Source organism: Moraxella atlantae NBRC 14588 (genome assembly GCF_001591265.1).
GTDB lineage: Bacteria > Pseudomonadota > Gammaproteobacteria > Pseudomonadales > Moraxellaceae > Faucicola > Faucicola atlantae.
In genome coordinates, this window is the sequence record NZ_BCUL01000010.1 from 14,931 (window position 1) to 30,892 (window position 15,962).

Here is a 15,962-nt window from a genome sequence, read left to right on the forward strand (position 1 = left end):
GCTTTGAAACCTAGCTTAATATTGCGTTGATCAGCAAGCCAGTGGTATGCACCATTGGCTTGTTTTTTATGGGTTTTATTAGTAAACTAAAAATTCCAAGGCGGATAATAGCTATCTTTTATCAAACCGATTGAGCTGTTTGACCTAAGCCGCCTGCTTGCCGCGATAGACACGGCAAGTTTTGCCATGAGAAGGATTTTTTCATGACCATCACCAACCCAACGGCAAATGCCCTGCCAAAACCTGCCCGTGTGGTTGATTTAGCCGCCAAGCAAATCGTTGAACACCATCTAAACAAATTAGCCGTTCCGCAAGATTTGTCGCTAAACCGCCATGAATTTGAGCAAAAAAAAGCGCAAATTATCGAGCTGTTACGCGCCAATCATGCGACATTAATCGCCCATTATTACACCGATCCTGCCATTCAAGCCATCGCTGAGGCCAGCGGCGGCATCGTGTCCGATAGCCTTGAGATGGCACGATTTGGGCGTGACAGTGACAGCGCGGTGCTGTTGGTGGCAGGCGTGCGCTTCATGGGCGAGAGTGCCAAAATTTTAAGCCCAGACAAAACTGTGCTGATGCCGACGCTAGACGCGACTTGTTCACTGGATTTGGGTTGTCCTGCCGAGGCGTTTAGCGCGTTTTGTGATGCGCACCCTGAGCGCACCGTGGTGGTCTATGCCAATACCTCTGCCGCCGTCAAAGCGCGTGCCGATTGGGTGGTAACCTCAAGCATTGCCGTTGAGCTGATCGACCACCTAGACAGCCAAGGCGAAAAAATTATCTGGGCACCCGATCAGCATTTAGGGCGTTATATTCAACGTCAAGTTGGCGCAGATATGCTGCTATGGGATGGTGCGTGCATTGTGCATGAGGAATTTCGTGCGCGCAGCCTTGCCAGTATCAAAGCCTTATACCCCGATGCAGCCGTGTTGGTGCACCCCGAATCCCCACTTGAAATGATTGAAATGGCAGATGCAGTAGGTAGCACCAGTCAGCTAATTGCCGCTGCCCAGCGTTTGCCGCATAACACACTGATTGTCGCCACCGACCGCGGAATTTTTTATAAAATGCAGCAAGCTGCCCCGCATAAAACCTTTATTGAAGCCCCCACTCGTGGTGAAGGCGCGACATGCCGCTCATGCGCGCATTGCCCGTGGATGGCGATGAATGACCTTGACCAAATTATCACCACCTTGCAGCAAATTGGCACACCGCAAGCAGCACAACATGAGATTATCGTTGCACCTGACTTGATTACCCAAGCCAAAAAACCGCTTGATCGTATGCTAGCGTTTGGCGCGTCGCTCAAGCGTTAGCGATTGGTTAAACACAAGCAAGCATTTGGATAAGGGCGTGGTGTTCGCGTGTCATAGCACCAGACTCAGCCATCTGTATGAGGCGCTGACAAAAACCAACCAGCACAAAAATAAAAATAAATGCAAAAACTGCTTGACACATTTGCGACCTTGCATTAATATACCCACCACTTAACGCAGTGGTGGAAATTTTAGCCACTGGCGATAAAAGTCGGGGCGTAGCTCAGCTTGGTAGAGCACCTGCTTTGGGAGCAGGGGGTCGTAGGTTCGAATCCTGTCGCCCCGACCATTTTTTTAAGTACTCATATTTGAGTCATTGAAGTATCAGAGCCGTGCAGGCTGTAAAGTCCTTAATACGCGCCTGTAGCTCAGTTGGATAGAGCATCTGCCTTCTAAGCAGGTGGTCACAGGTTCGAATCCTGTCAGGCGCGCCATTTGCCTGCTGTATTGGTTGGTTTTGACAATACTTTTTAAGCCGTAGGCTGATCTATGGCGGATGTAGCTCAGTTGGTAGAGCCCCGGGTTGTGATCTCGGTGGTCGTGGGTTCGAGCCCCATCATTCGCCCCAATCTCTTATGACATTATTGATGACATCACTGAACTGCTAGCCATGAGGTATAGTGGTTTTTTTTGTTTTTGCTAAAGTCTAAATTTTTGCCATAAAAAAAGGCAACCATCGGCTGCCTTTTTGGCTAAAACCAACGAGCGCTTATGACCTAGTACACTTGCGGCACATACATCTCGGCAGGGATTTCTTCACGAACGTAGTCATCGTGGTGCACGCGTGGAGGCAATTCGACGATTTCGTGGGGAATTTCTTCATACGGGATTTGTGACAACAAATGGCTGATGCAGTTGAGTCGTGCTCTTTTTTTGTCGTTGCCTTCAATCACCCACCACGGTGCTTCAGGTATATTGGTGCGCTCAAACATCACTTCTTTGGCTTTGGTGTACTGCTCCCAACGACGGCGTGATTCCAAATCCATCGGCGATAGCTTCCATTGTTTGAGTGGGTCATACACACGGCTTAAAAAACGCGCGTGTTGCTCTTCGTCGGTGATTGAGAACCAATATTTGATCAAGCGAATGCCCGAACGCACCAACATGCGCTCAAATTCAGGCGCAGATTGGAAAAATTCTTGATACTGCTCTTCGGTACAAAAGCCCATCACGCGCTCAACACCTGCGCGGTTGTACCAGCTGCGGTCAAATAACACGATCTCACCTGCGGCAGGTAAATGCGCGACATAACGCTGAAAATACCATTGGGTTTTTTCGCGGTCACTGGGTGCAGGCAATGCTGCGACACGGCACACACGTGGGTTTAAGCGTTGGGTAATGCGCTTAATCGCACCGCCTTTACCTGCCGAATCACGCCCTTCAAAAATCACCACGACACGCTCGCCGTTGTGTACAACCCAATCTTGCAGCTTAATCAGCTCTTTTTGTAGGCGGATCAGCTCTTTGAAATACACATGACGATTCAGTTTTTCATCGGCTGTTAATTCGCTGCGCGTGTAGCGGTGATCTTGTACGTAATCGTCAAGTTCGTTTTCGATTTCTTCATCGTAGCTGTCGATCAGCTCATCTTGCAGCTGTTGGCGGATGTTTTCATCACCGATGTCCGCATCATTAAGGTAGTTATCAGCGGTCAAGTCATCGGTTGCCATGGCGACTTTTTTTTCAAGTTGTTCATCGTTTAGGGGGGTAAGTGGGCGGTAGGTCATGGTGTATCCTTTTAATCGTATATATCATACGGTTTGTCGGGTGGATAGTGGTGAGAAAAAACGCATTTTTTTCGCCTATCTTAACGCAACAATATGACAACGCCATGACGACTTGACGCTTGTGCTAAACTAGGCGGTGACGTGTTGTTGGATGATCGGGCAGTGATAAACAGGTGAAAAATTGATGGGCGTATGGGTTTGTGTGGTGATTGCGCTGTTTGTGCTGGGCAGTCTCATGGCGCTGATGCCATCGGCGCGCGCGCGCCAGCTTGATGCGCTGCGTATGACGGCGCGGCGAATAGGTTTGCAGCCTAAATTGGTCGCTTGCCCCGATTGGCTGGTGCAGCAGCTAAACAAACAGCCTAATCTACCAACGGATAAGATGGTGGCGCAATACGGCTGTTTGATTGAGGGCGCGCGTTTGCCTGCGTGTGATTTTCTTGCTGTCGATGGGCGATGGCAACTGGCGGCGCATTGGCAAGCATTTGCTCAAACTGAGCCGTCCATGACCAACAAATTTTTGTTAAATAACGCGCTCAATGGTGCGTCGATTGATTTGCCTACCAATATCGCACAACACGCGCTTGGCTTGAGTGTGCAGGCAAATTTTATTGCGTTATATTGGCGTGAAAACCTTGACGCGTCGCCTGCCACGCTTGAAACGCGAACAAATGACCTAATTCAATTAAAAACCGATTTGCAACATTATGCTGATTTGTTGCACAATGGCGCAATTTAGCACGCAAATCCAACCGATTTTGTCGGTTAGCCTATCAGCTGATCCGACCCATGTTGTTAGCAACGTATATAATTTTATCAACCAATTTTTTAATCGCGTTATTCAATCAACCTATGCGTAAACCAAGTTCAACCACGCGCAGTAAGACTGCCAAAGCCTCAACCACCAGCCCTGCTGATGACGTACAACCAAAAAGCAGCAAGGGTAAGGCATTGGTGATTGTCGAATCGCCTGCCAAAGCCAAAACCATCAATAAATACTTGGGCAATGACTATATCGTGCGCTCAAGTGTCGGGCATGTCCGCGATTTGCCTGTATCAGGTAGCGGTGAGAAAACCAAAGCCAAAACCAAAGATGACGGCGTCAAACTTACCCGTGAGCAAAAGGCGCAGCAAGCCTTGGTGCGGCGCATGGGCATCGATCCTGAACACGGTTGGGCGGCGCATTATGAAGTTTTGCCTAACAAAACCAAGGTTATCAAAGAGCTAAAAAGCCTTGCCAAAGATGCCGATGCCATTTATTTGGCTACTGACTTGGATCGCGAAGGTGAGGCGATTGCGTGGCATTTAAAAGAAGTCATCGGCGGTGATGACAGCAAATATAGCCGTGTGGTGTTCAATGAAATCACCAAATCTGCCATTCAGCAAGCGTTTAGCCAACCGACCAAACTCAATTATGACCGCGTCAATGCCCAGCAGGCACGACGGTTTTTAGACCGCGTGGTGGGTTACATGGTGTCACCGCTGTTGTGGCAAAAAGTTGCCCGTGGCTTGTCGGCAGGGCGTGTGCAGTCGGTGGCAACGCGTTTGGTGGTTGAGCGTGAACGCGAGATTCGTGCGTTTACGCCTGTTGAGTACTGGCAAATCCATGTTGATGCCCACAGCGAGCGTTTGCAAGCCGTCAAACAGCCGCCGTTTGATTTGCGCCTTGAGGCGACCAAGCAGGCAGGCGAGGCGTTATCACTGAGCAATCAAGAACAGACCGATGCGGTGGTTGCACGGTTGCACAAAGCGCAATTTGTCGTGGCTGATCGCGAGCAAAAACCCACCCAGTCCAAGCCATCCGCGCCGTTTATCACCTCAACCTTGCAGCAAGCGGCAAGCACGCGTTTAGGTTTTCCTGTCAAAAAAACCATGCTGTTGGCGCAGCGGCTATATGAGGCAGGGCATATCACCTACATGCGTACCGACAGCACATTTTTGTCTGCCGACGCGCTTAGCAGCGTGCGCGGCTATATCGATAAACAATTTGGCAAAAACTATCTACCCGAACGCGCCAATGTGTACGGCAATCGCCAAAACGCGCAAGAGGCGCACGAGGCAATCCGCCCATCAGATGTTGGCGTGACTTCAACCATGCTCAAAGGCATGGAGCGTGATGCACAGCGGCTGTATGAGCTGATTTGGCGGCAATTTGTTGCTTGCCAAATGTTACCTGCCAAATATTTGGCATTGACTTTGACCGTGCATGCCGATGATATCGAGCTCAAAGCGCGTGGGCGTGTGATGACGTTTGACGGCTACACCAAAGTACAGCCACCTGCCAATAACGAGGACACGCTGCTGCCTGACGTACAAGTCGGCGAGGAGCTTGCCGTGGATGCGATTGCGCCCAGCCAGCATTTTACCAAGCCGCCTGCACGCTACACTGAGGCAAGTTTGGTCAAAGAGTTGGAAAAACGCGGTATCGGGCGGCCTTCAACTTACGCATCGATTATTTCGACCATTCAAGACCGTGGCTATGTACGCCTTGAAAATAAACGCCTATTTGCCGAAAAAATGGGCGATATTGTCACCGACCGTTTGACAGCAAGCTTCCCTGATCTGATGGACTATACCTTCACCGCAGGGCTAGAGGACAAACTAGATGATGTCGCTGATGGGCAACAGAACTGGAAGCACGTGTTGGACAATTTTTATGGTGACTTTAAACACAAGCTTGAGCACGCCAAACAAGCCGATGGCATGAAACCCAACGACCCGACCGATGTGCCCGACATTCATTGTGACCTGTGTGGCCGCCCGATGCAGATTCGCACAGGTTCAACAGGCGTATTTTTGGGCTGCACAGGCTACAACTTGCCACCCAAAGAGCGCTGCAAAGGCACCAAAAACTTGATGCCCGTAGAAGCGTTTGCCAGCCAAACCGCCAGTGACGATAACGACCAAGATGAGATTTTGGCACTGCTAGAGAAAAAACGCTGCCCCAAATGCAACACCGCGATGGACGGTTATTTGGTCGATGGGGGGCTAAAACTGCACGTTTGCGGCAACAATCCCGATTGTGATGGTTATCTGCTTGAAAAAGGTGTCTTTGAAACCACAGGCAACCACGATGTACCGACCATCGAGTGCGATAAATGCGGCGGTGAGATGCAGCTTAAAACAGGGCGATTTGGCGCGTACTTTGCTTGCCAACAATGTGACAACACGCGCAAGGTACTTAAAAACGGTGAGCCTGCGCCGCCCCGCATGACCCCGATTGACATGCCGCATTTAAAGTCACAAAAGCATGATGACCATTATATTTTGCGCGAAGGTGCGGCAGGGCTGTTTTTGGCGGCAAGCAAATTTCCCAAAGTGCGTGAAACCCGACCGCCCAAAATCACCGAATTGCGCACGGTGGCTGACCAGTTAGAGCCAAAATTTCAGTACCTGCTGACCGCGCCCGATACTGACGATGACGGCAACCCAACGATTGTGCGCTGGAGTCGTAAAGACGCCCAGCAGTATGTCGGTTCAGAAAAAGACGGCAAAGCAACCAAGTTTGCGTTGGTCTATCAAGGTGGTAAGTGGGTAACGGCATGACGATAAATGTGCTTGATGCGATTATTCATTTGCTGCAAACACCTGTCACCGACTTGCAGCAGCAATACGTCGGACGCAATCGCGCAAACTCCAAATGCCAATTTACGCGACGTACACATTAAAAATCCCAATAACCCTGCTCAGTTACGGACTGCTAAACTCATTGAGTTTTGGCAATAAGCAATCATATTAACTTAACCAATGACAAGTAATCTATCAATCAAACAACCAACGTTAATCAGCCTATTTGCAGGCGCAGGTGGTATGGATTTGGGCTTTCGGCAAGCAGGTTTTGATGTGTTGCTGGCCAATGAATACGACAAAACCATCTGGCCAACCTACGAATACAATCACCCCAATCCTTTGTTAAAAGGTGATATTCGGCAATTCTCCGCCGCTGATTTTCCCGATTGTGATGGCATCATTGGCGGGCCGCCGTGTCAAAGTTGGAGCGAAGCAGGCGCGTTACGCGGCATTGATGATGCTCGCGGACAGTTATTTTTTGACTATGTACGAATCTTGCACGCCAAACAGCCCAAATTTTTTGTCGCTGAAAATGTTTCAGGCATGTTGGCAAAACGTCATCAACCTGCTGTGCAACATATCGTCGCACAGTTTGAGGCAGCAGGCTACGATGTACACATTGCATTGCTGGATGCGTATAATTATGGCGTAGCACAAAACCGCAAGCGCGTGTTTTATGTTGGGTTTCGTCAGGATTTAGCGGTGACAAATTTTACTTTTCCGTCACCACTGACTGACGAGGAAAAAACCACCTTGGCGGATGCGATTGGCGATTTAGCCGACAATGCGCTACCTGCAAAAGCCAACAACAAAACCAATGCTACAGCGTGCGCGGTTGCCAATCATGAATACTTTATGGGCGGTTATTCGCCAATTTATATGAGCCGTAACCGCGTACGTGCATGGAATGAGCCATCATTTACCATTCAAGCCAGTGGGCGACAAGCACCGCAGCACCCCAACGCGCCCAAAATGCGCCATATCGGGGTTAATCAGTTTGAGTTTGTCGGCGATGTTAGTCGCTATCGGCGGCTATCGGTGCGTGAATGCGCGCGTATTCAAGGCTTTCCTGATAATTTTATATTTATTTATCAATCGCTTAACGATGGTTACAAGATGATTGGTAACGCTGTGCCTGTGCGCTTGGCACAGGCGATTGCCGAGCGGATTTACCCATTGGTGGTTTAAGTTTAACTTATCGTGCGTAATTCTCTACCTATAATCTCTGATTTAGGTGGAGATGAAAGCACTAACGCCCTAATTAGGGTTTTCTACTAGGAGTAAAAATGAAACAAGTAAATTTTGAAATCCCTCACGAAATCAATTTTTTGGAGCTTGGATTGCACCATAATGATGGTGAGTCTGACTGGTGTATGGAGCAGATAATCAACGAGGTGAGCGACCAGCCAAAATACCCCCCCATGATTTGGTACGACGCAATCATTGCGCCGCCGACGCCTGAGCAAATTACTGATTTACGCAAGCATACCAATCTGAATCAATCACAAACTGCAAACCTACTTGCTTTGTCGAGTCAACAGCTTATCAGCATGTATGAGCAGGGCAAAAAATCGCCAAGCAAACAAACATACACGCTTTGGCTATTGCTGACAGGGCAGCACCCCACGCTTGAGGTGTTACCGCGCGTTGGTTTAAATGGCGATGATTTGGGCTGATGTCGACGAAACAACTTTCATCAACATCGGATAAATTTATGTTTTTAAAAGATTTTTTTATGTCAAACAACAAAAACACAGCTAAAACCCATAGATACCGCGAAAAACGCCAAACCAAACGATTTGTCATAGATTTTTACATGGACGATGAAAGACAAGCCAAAATCCATGAATGGCTAAAAAGCCAACCTAACAGCAAAGAGGTTGTTTTACAGTCACTGGCGCAAACGATGGAAGCTGAAAATGAACGCATTTGAGAAAATGACGGCTTTTAACAAAGCCAACCCACCGTCAAATTTGGCTCAATGGTGGTAGGCGTTGGCAATATATCGGTATTTTCAACCAATACGCTTGCATAGTATTTGCCTGTCGCGGTTTTGCTAATCGTAACTGTTTTGATGTTGCCAACAAATTCACGGCTAAATACGGTTTTAATGCCTTTGATTTTGGGTAGATTAATAATGCCTTGTTCAAAGTTTACGGTGCAATGTTGAGGGCATTGGTAGCTACGTTGAGGGATTTTTTTAGATTTGAACCGTGGGAACTTGGCACGACCTTTGAAGAAATTGGTAAAAGCGGTATGCACGTTGAGCAAGGCATTGAGTAATGTCTGGCTATTGACTTAGTTTAGCCATGAAAACTTGCTTGTTTTCTTTTTCTTAACTAACTGACTTTGGATTTGGGTCGCAAGGATTCCCACACCATAACCGCTAGGCTTGGTGGTGGGAGTATGTCAACTGTTGCAACAATAATGCGCGTTGATACAGCGCGTTTTTTTTTGCCCCTGTCAAATCCGCCGCCAGTTGGGCTGCTTTTTTGACCGATAAATCCGCCAGTAGGCGCGTAAGCAGCTCATCGTGCGCGTTTTCTGTCTGATCTGCATCGGCAAGATTTGCCCCTGCCACCACCAAAACCATCTCACCGCGCGTTTGGTTGCTATCGGCAGCGATAAATTCGACCAAACCTGCCAAATCCGTGTGGTGGATCGTCTCAAAGGTTTTGCTGATCTCACGGCACAGTGTAACCGCGCGTGTGTCACCCAATACGGCAACCATATCCGCGACACACTCGGTGATCCGATGCGGCGCTTCATAAAAAATCAGCGTTGCAGGCATGGTGCGTAACTCCTGCAAAGCCTGTTGGCGCGCGCCCGATTTGGCAGGTAAAAAACCATAAAAATAAAACCGATCCGATGGCAAACCTGCTACCGACAACGCGGCAATCGCTGCACACGCGCCGACCACAGGCGATACCCGAATGCTCGCTTGATGACAGGCTTTGACCAACCGATAACCAGGGTCACTGATCAGCGGTGTACCTGCGTCCGAAATCAGCGCGATATGCTCGCCGTTTTGTAGACGCGCGATGAGGCGTTCAGTTTGGCTGTCGGCATTGTGGTCATGGTAGGCAAGCGTTGGCGTGGCAATGCCAAAATGGCGCAACAAAGTACTGGATGTGCGCGTGTCTTCGCAGGCAATGACATTGACGGATTTGAGACATTCAACGGCGTGGGCGGTCATGTCTGCCAAATTGCCAATCGGGGTGGCGACGATATACAGCGTGCCAGTTTGGGGGGTGTGGGTCTGCATTGGTGTATTGATGTATTGATGGTGTTTGGCTGGTAAAAAGTTTATCTTAACATATCCCGTTGCAAGCGGGGAGTTTGTCACATTGGACTTTTGAATTTTGAGCCATCTGGGCGAAGGCAAACTTGCTGCTTGTCAAACAAACAAGCATTTAGTGATAAAGTGGCGTATGATAATAAGCCCAAAGCGCAAAACCGCGCCAAAATTTGCTTGACTGGTTAAACTATCAAAAAAACCATGCCGATCACCGATATTTGCCACCATCACCTCAGCGAAACGGACTCCACCAACAGCCAGCTGCTGGCTGCCATGCTTGCCAGTTTTGGGCAGGTCAATGCCAACAACCAAACGTTGCCAAACTCAGCCATGAATTGGCAACCGCAGCCGCACTATACGCGCCCGTACCGCCTGACGGCAGACCACCAACGCGCAGGACGTGGGCAGCATGGGCGTGTTTGGCAGTCGCCGCTTGGCAATTTGTACTATTCTTTATACATTCCCAGTGAAAAATACGCCGATGACGCCGTGCGTAAAACAGGCTGGACACTGGCGCGACCACTTGATGGGCGGCTGTCGTTGTGTGTGGGCTATCAGTTGGCGCAGCTGTTGGCAGGCAAGGGCATAGACACAACGCGCCATCACCCTGCTGCAAGCTCACTTGGGGTAAAATGGGTCAATGATATCGGTTGGTATATCGGGGCAGATTTTTGCAAGCTGGCGGGGATTTTGCTGGAGCCTGTCACGGCACATGGCAACATGCTGGGCGTTGTGATGGGTGTGGGCATCAACGTTGCCCACGCGCCCGATTTGCCGCCGCAAGCCGCTGTCGATTATCGGGCGGTGGCGTTGGCAGATGTCTTCGCGGCTGCGCAGTTACCACCGTTGGTGGACTTGGCGCAAACTATTGATGGCATGCTGATGCAAGCAGTGGCGCAGTTTAATGGCTTGCACGATGCCCAAACGGTGCAAATATTTTGCCAACAATTTGCCACGGTGGATTTGCTATTGGGCAAGCACGTGCAGGTGTTGCCCATCCAAGGCGATACGCCGCCGATAGTTGGTGTGGGGCAAGGTATTGATGCAGCAGGCTGCTTGCAGGTGCGTTTGTCAGACCGTGACCATCACGCTACCGTCACGCGTATTTGGAACGGGCGTGTGCGTGTGTTAGATGCCGAGACGTTAACTATTTAAACGGCTAAAAAATCTTATTCAGCATTAGATAAATCCCAAAAACGCCTCCAAAAAAGATCTGAAGTATTTTTCAAATCGCTGGATTGCAATATCCGCGTTCGTTTACAAAAATTTTTAGGGTAACGCGCCGTATGCCTAGCACTGCTTTGACCACATCTAACACCACTGACACGCACCACCCAACCACCAAACTTTGGCTGGATTTGGGCAACACGCGGCTTAAATACTGGCTAACCGACGCACACGGGCAGCTACTTGATCATGCCGCAGAGCAGCATTTGCAAGCCCCTGCTGAGCTGTTGCGCGGTTTGGTATATCGTTTTGAACGTTTGGCACCTGCTTTTATCGGCGTGTCGTCGGTGCTTGGGCAGGCGGTGAATACACAGGTTAGCCACTGCCTTAGCCAGCTTGGCGTGCCGTTTGAGTTTGCGCAGGTCAATGCTGCCCACCCTTTGATGCAAAGTGCGTATGACGCGCGCCAGTTGGGTGTAGACCGTTGGTTACAGATGCTTGGTGCGGTCGATGTCAGCGCGCGCCAATGTATCGTTGGTTGTGGCACAGCATTGACGATTGATTTGATTGATTGTGGGCGGCATATGGGCGGTTATATTTTTCCCAGTATTCACTTGCAGCGCTCGGCGTTGTATTCGGGCACGCGCCAAATTGGGCAAGTTAGTGCCAGTTTCGACAGCATTGCTTGTGGAAAAAACACAGAGCAGGCGGTGCAACATGGCATTTTGTTGTCAGTGGTAGGGGCAATTCATGAAGTACAACGCCAATATACAGGCTTTGCCTTGATTTTAACAGGTGGTGATGCGCCTGTGGTGGCAGCGCAACTTGATCCAACGCTTGCGCCCACGCCCGTGATTGCGCCCGATTTATTGTTACAAGGCTTGCGGCGTTTTTTTGCTGATGTTTAAGGTATTTTGGGTTAAAATCGGTGTTTAGCCAATCGCAATTTTTTTTAAATTTTTATTTGCCTAGGTGCATCACAATGAAACACGAAACTTTTTTGTTCACTCGCTTGTCTGCGGTCATCACACTGGCGGCAGCTGTTGTTTTGACGGGTTGCCAGTCGTCCAAAGACCATACACCAAAAAATAACGCGCCTGCACGCCTACAAAATGCCACACCTGCCGATACCTATCCTGCATTGCCACCTGCCAATGACCGCGTGCGCCTGCGTGAGGGGCAAACCGTCGCCGTACCCAACGCGCCATTTGCCATCAAGTTTGAGCAAGTCACCGCCGATGACCGTTGCGCTTTGACGGGGCAATGCATCTGGGCAGGCAATGTCACCGCGCGTTTGCAGCTGATTCCTAACCAAACCAACGCCAATGTGGCAACAAAAACCGTGGACTTGTCAATGGGGGACTTGCGCGAAGGGTTGAAACTTGATCGTGACGTGGTATTTGCAGGTTATGATGTCGCATTGGATGCGGTATATCCCACACCAACCAGCGGTGATGCGTTTGAGCAATTACGCGGCAAATACTTGATTGACCTTAAAGTCACCAAAGCCAATGCCAAAAAATAATGGCTAGTTTTTTTAAGGCGAAAAAAAGGTTGGTGCATGAACCAACCTTTTTAACATTAAGCAATCAAAATATTTAATCAGCGTCTGATATCGCCATCAAGACAGGTTCAACTTTAACCAATGTAATTCGCGTCGGTGTGGTTTGCAAAATAGTAAAGCGATAGCCATCAGCGGTCACGCTTTGATTGACCTCAGGCATATCCGTCAGCTGAGCGATAAGATAGCCGCCAATGGTTAGCTGCTCAGCATCCATCAACAAATCAGGTTCATTGAGCTCCAAACGTAGCTGATACAAGCTTGCCGTACCCTCAACAATCCAGCCATCGTCTTGGCGCATGATTTCAGGCGTTTCATCCTCGTCGGGGAATTCGCCTGCAATCGCTTCAAGCACATCCAGCGGTGTTACAAGACCTGCCACTTGTCCGTACTCATCAATCACCATCGCCAAGTTGCCTTTGGCATTTTTGAGCATATTAAGCAGCTTTAGGTTGTCGATATTCTCTGACACGAATACAGGTTGTTGTTTGGCAAGAAGTGGCTTGATGGCGGCTTCTAAGTTTGCCACATTATGCTCAAGCGCATTTAAAATATCCTTGGCGCGTACCACCCCAAGTACCTTGTCAATGCTATCACGGCATACAGGAAACAAACTGTGCGGTGTATCAAGCAGCTGATGGCGGATATCCTCACGGCTGGCGTTGATATTGACCCAAGAGATCTCAGCGCGCGGTGTCATGATGGTTTGCACATCACGGTCATTGAGTGCCAACACACCGCTAATCATATAGCGCTCTTCTTCGGCAAATGGCAGGCTATCGACATCAAACGGTGCAGGCGTTTCTTCATCCTCGCTGACTTCTTGTGTCTTACCACCCATGAGGCGCAAAATCGCATCTGCCGTGCGGTCACGCAGTGGGATTTGGTTTTCGTAGCGGGTGCGGTTACGAATCGCAAATTGATTAAACGCCTCGATGAGGATTGAAAACCCAATGGCAGCGTACAGATAACCTTTAGGAATATGAAAGCCTAAGCCCTCGACAATCAAGCTAAAGCCGATCATTAACAAAAAGCTTAGACACAAAATCACCACAGTGGGGTGACGACCGACAAACTCGGTAAGCGCCTTTGATGCCAGCACCATGATACACATGGCAATCACCACCGCCGCCATCATGATCGGCAGTTGTTTGACCATGCCAACGGCAGTAATCACCGCATCAAATGAGAACACCGCATCCAAAATGACGATTTGTGTTACCACCGCAGCAAAGCTTGCGTGCACCTGATTGCCGCCTGTCTGCTCAGGTTTACCCTCAAGGCGTTCGTGCAGCTCGGCGGTTGCCTTAAACAACAAGAAAAATCCACCGACAATCAAAATTAAATCGCGCAGCGAAAAATCAAAACGCCCAAAGCTGATAATCGGATCTGTCAAAGTAATCAGCCACGACATGATGGACAGCAAAAACAGCCGAGTAATCAACGCCAACATTAAGCCAACGTTGCGTGCTTTGTTGCGTTGTTTGGGTGGCAGTTTATTGGCTAAAATCGCGATAAATACCAAATTGTCGATGCCCAGCACCAGCTCAAGCACCACCAATGTGGCAAGACCCAACCAAGCGGATGGGTCGGTCAGAAGTTCAATCATGTCGGCAAATGGTCGTAGAAAATTGCAGTGGTTGGAGGGTTACTTATGTAAATTTTAAATGATACGCCAAGTTAATTCTAAAAATTGACGCTAGCATACCACAACACTTGACAATTTTAATAAGCAAATTGTTGTCATTCGTTTGCAGCGATTCAATCGTTTTTAAACAAAATAGCAGGTGCGCGAACAATCACTGATTATCAACCCGATACCGCGCTGACAACGCATGCGCCATCAAGTTTTCATGCTGTGCCAAAAGATCTGCTGTGCGTGCCAGCAGCTGCGCGCCGTCATGCGTGCAATGAATAATAGACGATTTTTTTTGAAAATCATACACACCAAGCGGTGAGCTAAACCGCGCTGTCCCTGATGTTGGCAACACATGGTTGGCACCTGCGCAATAATCGCCGATTGCCTCGGGGGTATAACGACCCATAAAAATCGCCCCTGCATGACGGATAGCGCCCGCCATCGCTTCGGGATCATCAATCGATAACTCCAAATGCTCAGGCGCAACTTGGTTAATCACTTGCACCGCTTCGGCGCGGTCACGTACCAAAATTAGCGCCCCACGGTTGTCGGTAGCCGTGCGCGCGATATCAGCTTTAGGCAGCGTCGCCAATGCGTGCTTGATTTCGCGTTGCACGGCATCCAACAGCGTTTGACTAGTAGTCACAAAAATCGCTTGCGCCACCGTGTCGTGCTCAGCTTGTGACAACAAATCCATCGCCAGCCAATCAGCACGATCGGCAGGCGCGCCCTCCGCATATACCAGCACCTCAGACGGCCCGGCTATCATGTCAATACCCACTTGTCCAAACACCGCGCGTTTGGCCGCCGCGACGTATTTATTACCAGGGCCTGTGATTTTATCCACGCGTGCAATGCTTGCCGTGCCATACGCCAATGCCGCCACCGCTTGCGCCCCACCGATGGTAAACACGGTATCAACGCCTGCCACATGCGCCGCCGCCAGCACCAAGGGGTTAAGCTTGCCATCGGGAGCAGGTACCACCATCACGATACGCCCAACGCCTGCCACCTTAGCAGGAATGGCATTCATCAATACCGATGACGGATAGCTTGCCAACCCACCAGGAACATAAATGCCCACACTATCTAGTGCGGTCACCTGTTGCCCAAGCGTATTGCCCAAAGCGTCTTGGTACGTCCAGCTATGCTGCACTTGACGCTGATGAAAATCAAAAATCCGTGCTGCAGCAAGCGTGAGCGCGTCTTTGACCTTGGCATCTAAACCATCAAACGCTTGCTTGAGCGCGTCAGCAGAGAGCTGTAATTGTGCCATACAGGTGGCAGGATGGCGGTCAAACTGCTGCGTCAACGCCAACACCGCCGCGTCACCGTCACGGCGCACCTGTGCGATGATGTCATCCACCGCTTGCACCACGCTGGCATCGGTTACGCTGTCAAATGCCAACAGCGCGGCAAGTTGATTGGCAAAATCGGGGCTTTGGCTGGATAACACACGCATTTTTTCACATTCCTTGACAAAATTTTGCAAACTTCGTTGGCTAATATACTACTATATTACAGATTCATACAGCGATTGGGGGTAAAATTTATCACGAAACATGCCGCACAACCAGTCACACAATTGGATATAAGCCAAAACTTGATTGAACACTGTGCTACGTATTATTATCGTGTGAGCTGCTGTATAAATAAAACTGCTGCTCGCGTGATGATCGAT

Annotated in this window: 15 protein-coding genes and 3 tRNA genes; 13 read left to right on the forward strand and 5 right to left on the reverse strand. The window is 49.4% G+C overall.

Translation table 11 applies throughout. From position 1 onward, the window contains the following. Positions 1–203 precede the first annotated feature (203 nt). The 4 genes from nadA to MA2_RS07085 all read left to right on the forward strand — a co-directional run bounded on the left by nadA (position 204) and on the right by MA2_RS07085 (position 1,887). A complete protein-coding gene (gene nadA / locus MA2_RS07070; protein ID WP_067058331.1) occupies positions 204–1,319 on the forward strand; it encodes a quinolinate synthase NadA in 1,116 nt (371 codons plus the stop codon). A gap of 212 nt (positions 1,320–1,531) precedes the next feature. Next, positions 1,532–1,608 (forward strand) — tRNA-Pro (locus MA2_RS07075). A 68-nt stretch (positions 1,609–1,676) separates the two neighbouring features. Further along, positions 1,677–1,753 (forward strand) — tRNA-Arg (locus tag MA2_RS07080). Between the two features lie 58 nt (positions 1,754–1,811). After that, positions 1,812–1,887, forward strand: a tRNA-His gene (locus tag MA2_RS07085). Between the two features lie 148 nt (positions 1,888–2,035). Here MA2_RS07085 and ppk2 read toward each other — a convergent pair. Next, positions 2,036–3,046, reverse strand: a complete 1,011-nt coding sequence (gene ppk2, locus MA2_RS07090) for a polyphosphate kinase 2 (protein WP_079352186.1) — start codon at positions 3,044–3,046, stop codon at positions 2,036–2,038. 184 nt (positions 3,047–3,230) lie between these two features. Between ppk2 and MA2_RS07095 the strand changes: the two genes are divergently transcribed. The 6 genes from MA2_RS07095 (at position 3,231) to MA2_RS07115 (ending at position 8,549) form a co-directional block, all read left to right on the forward strand. Continuing rightward, on the forward strand, positions 3,231–3,785 hold the full coding sequence (locus MA2_RS07095) for a hypothetical protein (protein ID WP_067058334.1): 555 nt from the start codon (positions 3,231–3,233) through the stop codon (positions 3,783–3,785). A 113-nt stretch (positions 3,786–3,898) separates the two neighbouring features. Further along, a complete protein-coding gene (gene topA / locus MA2_RS07100) occupies positions 3,899–6,592 on the forward strand; it encodes a type I DNA topoisomerase (protein ID WP_067058336.1) in 2,694 nt (897 codons plus the stop codon). Continuing rightward, entirely contained in the window at positions 6,589–6,714 is a 126-nt protein-coding gene (locus MA2_RS11440) for a hypothetical protein (protein WP_255246912.1), read from the forward strand. The genes topA and MA2_RS11440 overlap by 4 nt, the downstream gene beginning before the upstream one ends. A gap of 79 nt (positions 6,715–6,793) precedes the next feature. Beyond that, positions 6,794–7,804: a DNA cytosine methyltransferase gene (locus tag MA2_RS07105; RefSeq protein ID WP_067058338.1), complete on the forward strand. Its 1,011-nt coding sequence runs from the start codon at positions 6,794–6,796 to the stop codon at positions 7,802–7,804. A gap of 98 nt (positions 7,805–7,902) precedes the next feature. After that, positions 7,903–8,292, forward strand: coding sequence for a helix-turn-helix domain-containing protein (locus tag MA2_RS07110; protein WP_067058340.1), 390 nt, complete (start codon positions 7,903–7,905; stop codon positions 8,290–8,292). A 59-nt stretch (positions 8,293–8,351) separates the two neighbouring features. Further along, a complete protein-coding gene (locus MA2_RS07115) occupies positions 8,352–8,549 on the forward strand; it encodes a hypothetical protein (RefSeq protein WP_147285184.1) in 198 nt (65 codons plus the stop codon). A 14-nt stretch (positions 8,550–8,563) separates the two neighbouring features. Here the strand turns inward: MA2_RS07115 and MA2_RS07120 are convergent, their stop codons facing one another. Together MA2_RS07120 and rsmI are read right to left on the reverse strand one after the other, a co-directional pair. Beyond that, the gene (locus MA2_RS07120) at positions 8,564–8,878 is read right to left on the reverse strand and encodes a hypothetical protein (RefSeq protein WP_211269864.1); all 315 of its coding nucleotides are present in this window, start codon (positions 8,876–8,878) and stop codon (positions 8,564–8,566) included. A 124-nt stretch (positions 8,879–9,002) separates the two neighbouring features. Then, entirely contained in the window at positions 9,003–9,881 is an 879-nt protein-coding gene (gene rsmI, locus MA2_RS07125) for a 16S rRNA (cytidine(1402)-2'-O)-methyltransferase (RefSeq protein ID WP_067058344.1), read from the reverse strand. 234 nt (positions 9,882–10,115) lie between these two features. Between rsmI and MA2_RS07130 the strand changes: the two genes are divergently transcribed. The 3 genes from MA2_RS07130 to MA2_RS07140 all read left to right on the forward strand — a co-directional run bounded on the left by MA2_RS07130 (position 10,116) and on the right by MA2_RS07140 (position 12,606). After that, the gene (locus tag MA2_RS07130) at positions 10,116–11,069 is read left to right on the forward strand and encodes a biotin--[acetyl-CoA-carboxylase] ligase (protein WP_067058346.1); all 954 of its coding nucleotides are present in this window, start codon (positions 10,116–10,118) and stop codon (positions 11,067–11,069) included. Between the two features lie 131 nt (positions 11,070–11,200). Then, on the forward strand, positions 11,201–11,989 hold the full coding sequence (locus MA2_RS07135) for a type III pantothenate kinase (RefSeq protein WP_067058348.1): 789 nt from the start codon (positions 11,201–11,203) through the stop codon (positions 11,987–11,989). Positions 11,990–12,063: 74 nt separating this feature from the next. Then, positions 12,064–12,606: a hypothetical protein gene (locus MA2_RS07140; protein WP_067058350.1), complete on the forward strand. Its 543-nt coding sequence runs from the start codon at positions 12,064–12,066 to the stop codon at positions 12,604–12,606. 73 nt (positions 12,607–12,679) lie between these two features. On the opposite strand, the gene MA2_RS07145 is transcribed toward MA2_RS07140, so the two are convergent. Both MA2_RS07145 and hisD read right to left on the reverse strand, forming a co-directional pair. Then, positions 12,680–14,251 (reverse strand): TerC family protein, encoded by a 1,572-nt coding sequence (locus tag MA2_RS07145; RefSeq protein WP_067058352.1) that lies wholly within the window; start codon positions 14,249–14,251, stop codon positions 12,680–12,682. Positions 14,252–14,441: 190 nt separating this feature from the next. Further along, positions 14,442–15,743: a histidinol dehydrogenase gene (gene hisD, locus MA2_RS07150; RefSeq protein ID WP_067058354.1), complete on the reverse strand. Its 1,302-nt coding sequence runs from the start codon at positions 15,741–15,743 to the stop codon at positions 14,442–14,444. Between the last annotated feature and the right edge of the window lie 219 nt (positions 15,744–15,962).

Excerpts from the sequence above, each read along its gene's own strand:
- MA2_RS07095 (WP_067058334.1), top strand. The coding sequence starts at position 3,231 with ATGGGCGTATGGGTTTGTGTGGTGATTGCGCTGTTTGTGCTGGGCAGT.
- nadA (WP_067058331.1), top strand. The coding sequence starts at position 204 with ATGACCATCACCAACCCAACGGCAAATGCCCTGCCAAAACCTGCCCGT.
- MA2_RS07135 (WP_067058348.1), top strand. The coding sequence starts at position 11,201 with ATGCCTAGCACTGCTTTGACCACATCTAACACCACTGACACGCACCAC.
- topA (WP_067058336.1), top strand. The coding sequence starts at position 3,899 with ATGCGTAAACCAAGTTCAACCACGCGCAGTAAGACTGCCAAAGCCTCA.
- MA2_RS07110 (WP_067058340.1), top strand. The coding sequence starts at position 7,903 with ATGAAACAAGTAAATTTTGAAATCCCTCACGAAATCAATTTTTTGGAG.
- rsmI (WP_067058344.1), bottom strand. The coding sequence starts at position 9,881 with ATGCAGACCCACACCCCCCAAACTGGCACGCTGTATATCGTCGCCACC.
- ppk2 (WP_079352186.1), bottom strand. The coding sequence starts at position 3,046 with ATGACCTACCGCCCACTTACCCCCCTAAACGATGAACAACTTGAAAAA.
- MA2_RS07145 (WP_067058352.1), bottom strand. The coding sequence starts at position 14,251 with ATGATTGAACTTCTGACCGACCCATCCGCTTGGTTGGGTCTTGCCACA.
- MA2_RS07140 (WP_067058350.1), top strand. The coding sequence starts at position 12,064 with ATGAAACACGAAACTTTTTTGTTCACTCGCTTGTCTGCGGTCATCACA.
- hisD (WP_067058354.1), bottom strand. The coding sequence starts at position 15,743 with ATGCGTGTGTTATCCAGCCAAAGCCCCGATTTTGCCAATCAACTTGCC.
- MA2_RS07130 (WP_067058346.1), top strand. The coding sequence starts at position 10,116 with ATGCCGATCACCGATATTTGCCACCATCACCTCAGCGAAACGGACTCC.
- MA2_RS07115 (WP_147285184.1), top strand. The coding sequence starts at position 8,352 with ATGTCAAACAACAAAAACACAGCTAAAACCCATAGATACCGCGAAAAA.
- MA2_RS11440 (WP_255246912.1), top strand. The coding sequence starts at position 6,589 with ATGACGATAAATGTGCTTGATGCGATTATTCATTTGCTGCAAACACCT.
- MA2_RS07105 (WP_067058338.1), top strand. The coding sequence starts at position 6,794 with ATGACAAGTAATCTATCAATCAAACAACCAACGTTAATCAGCCTATTT.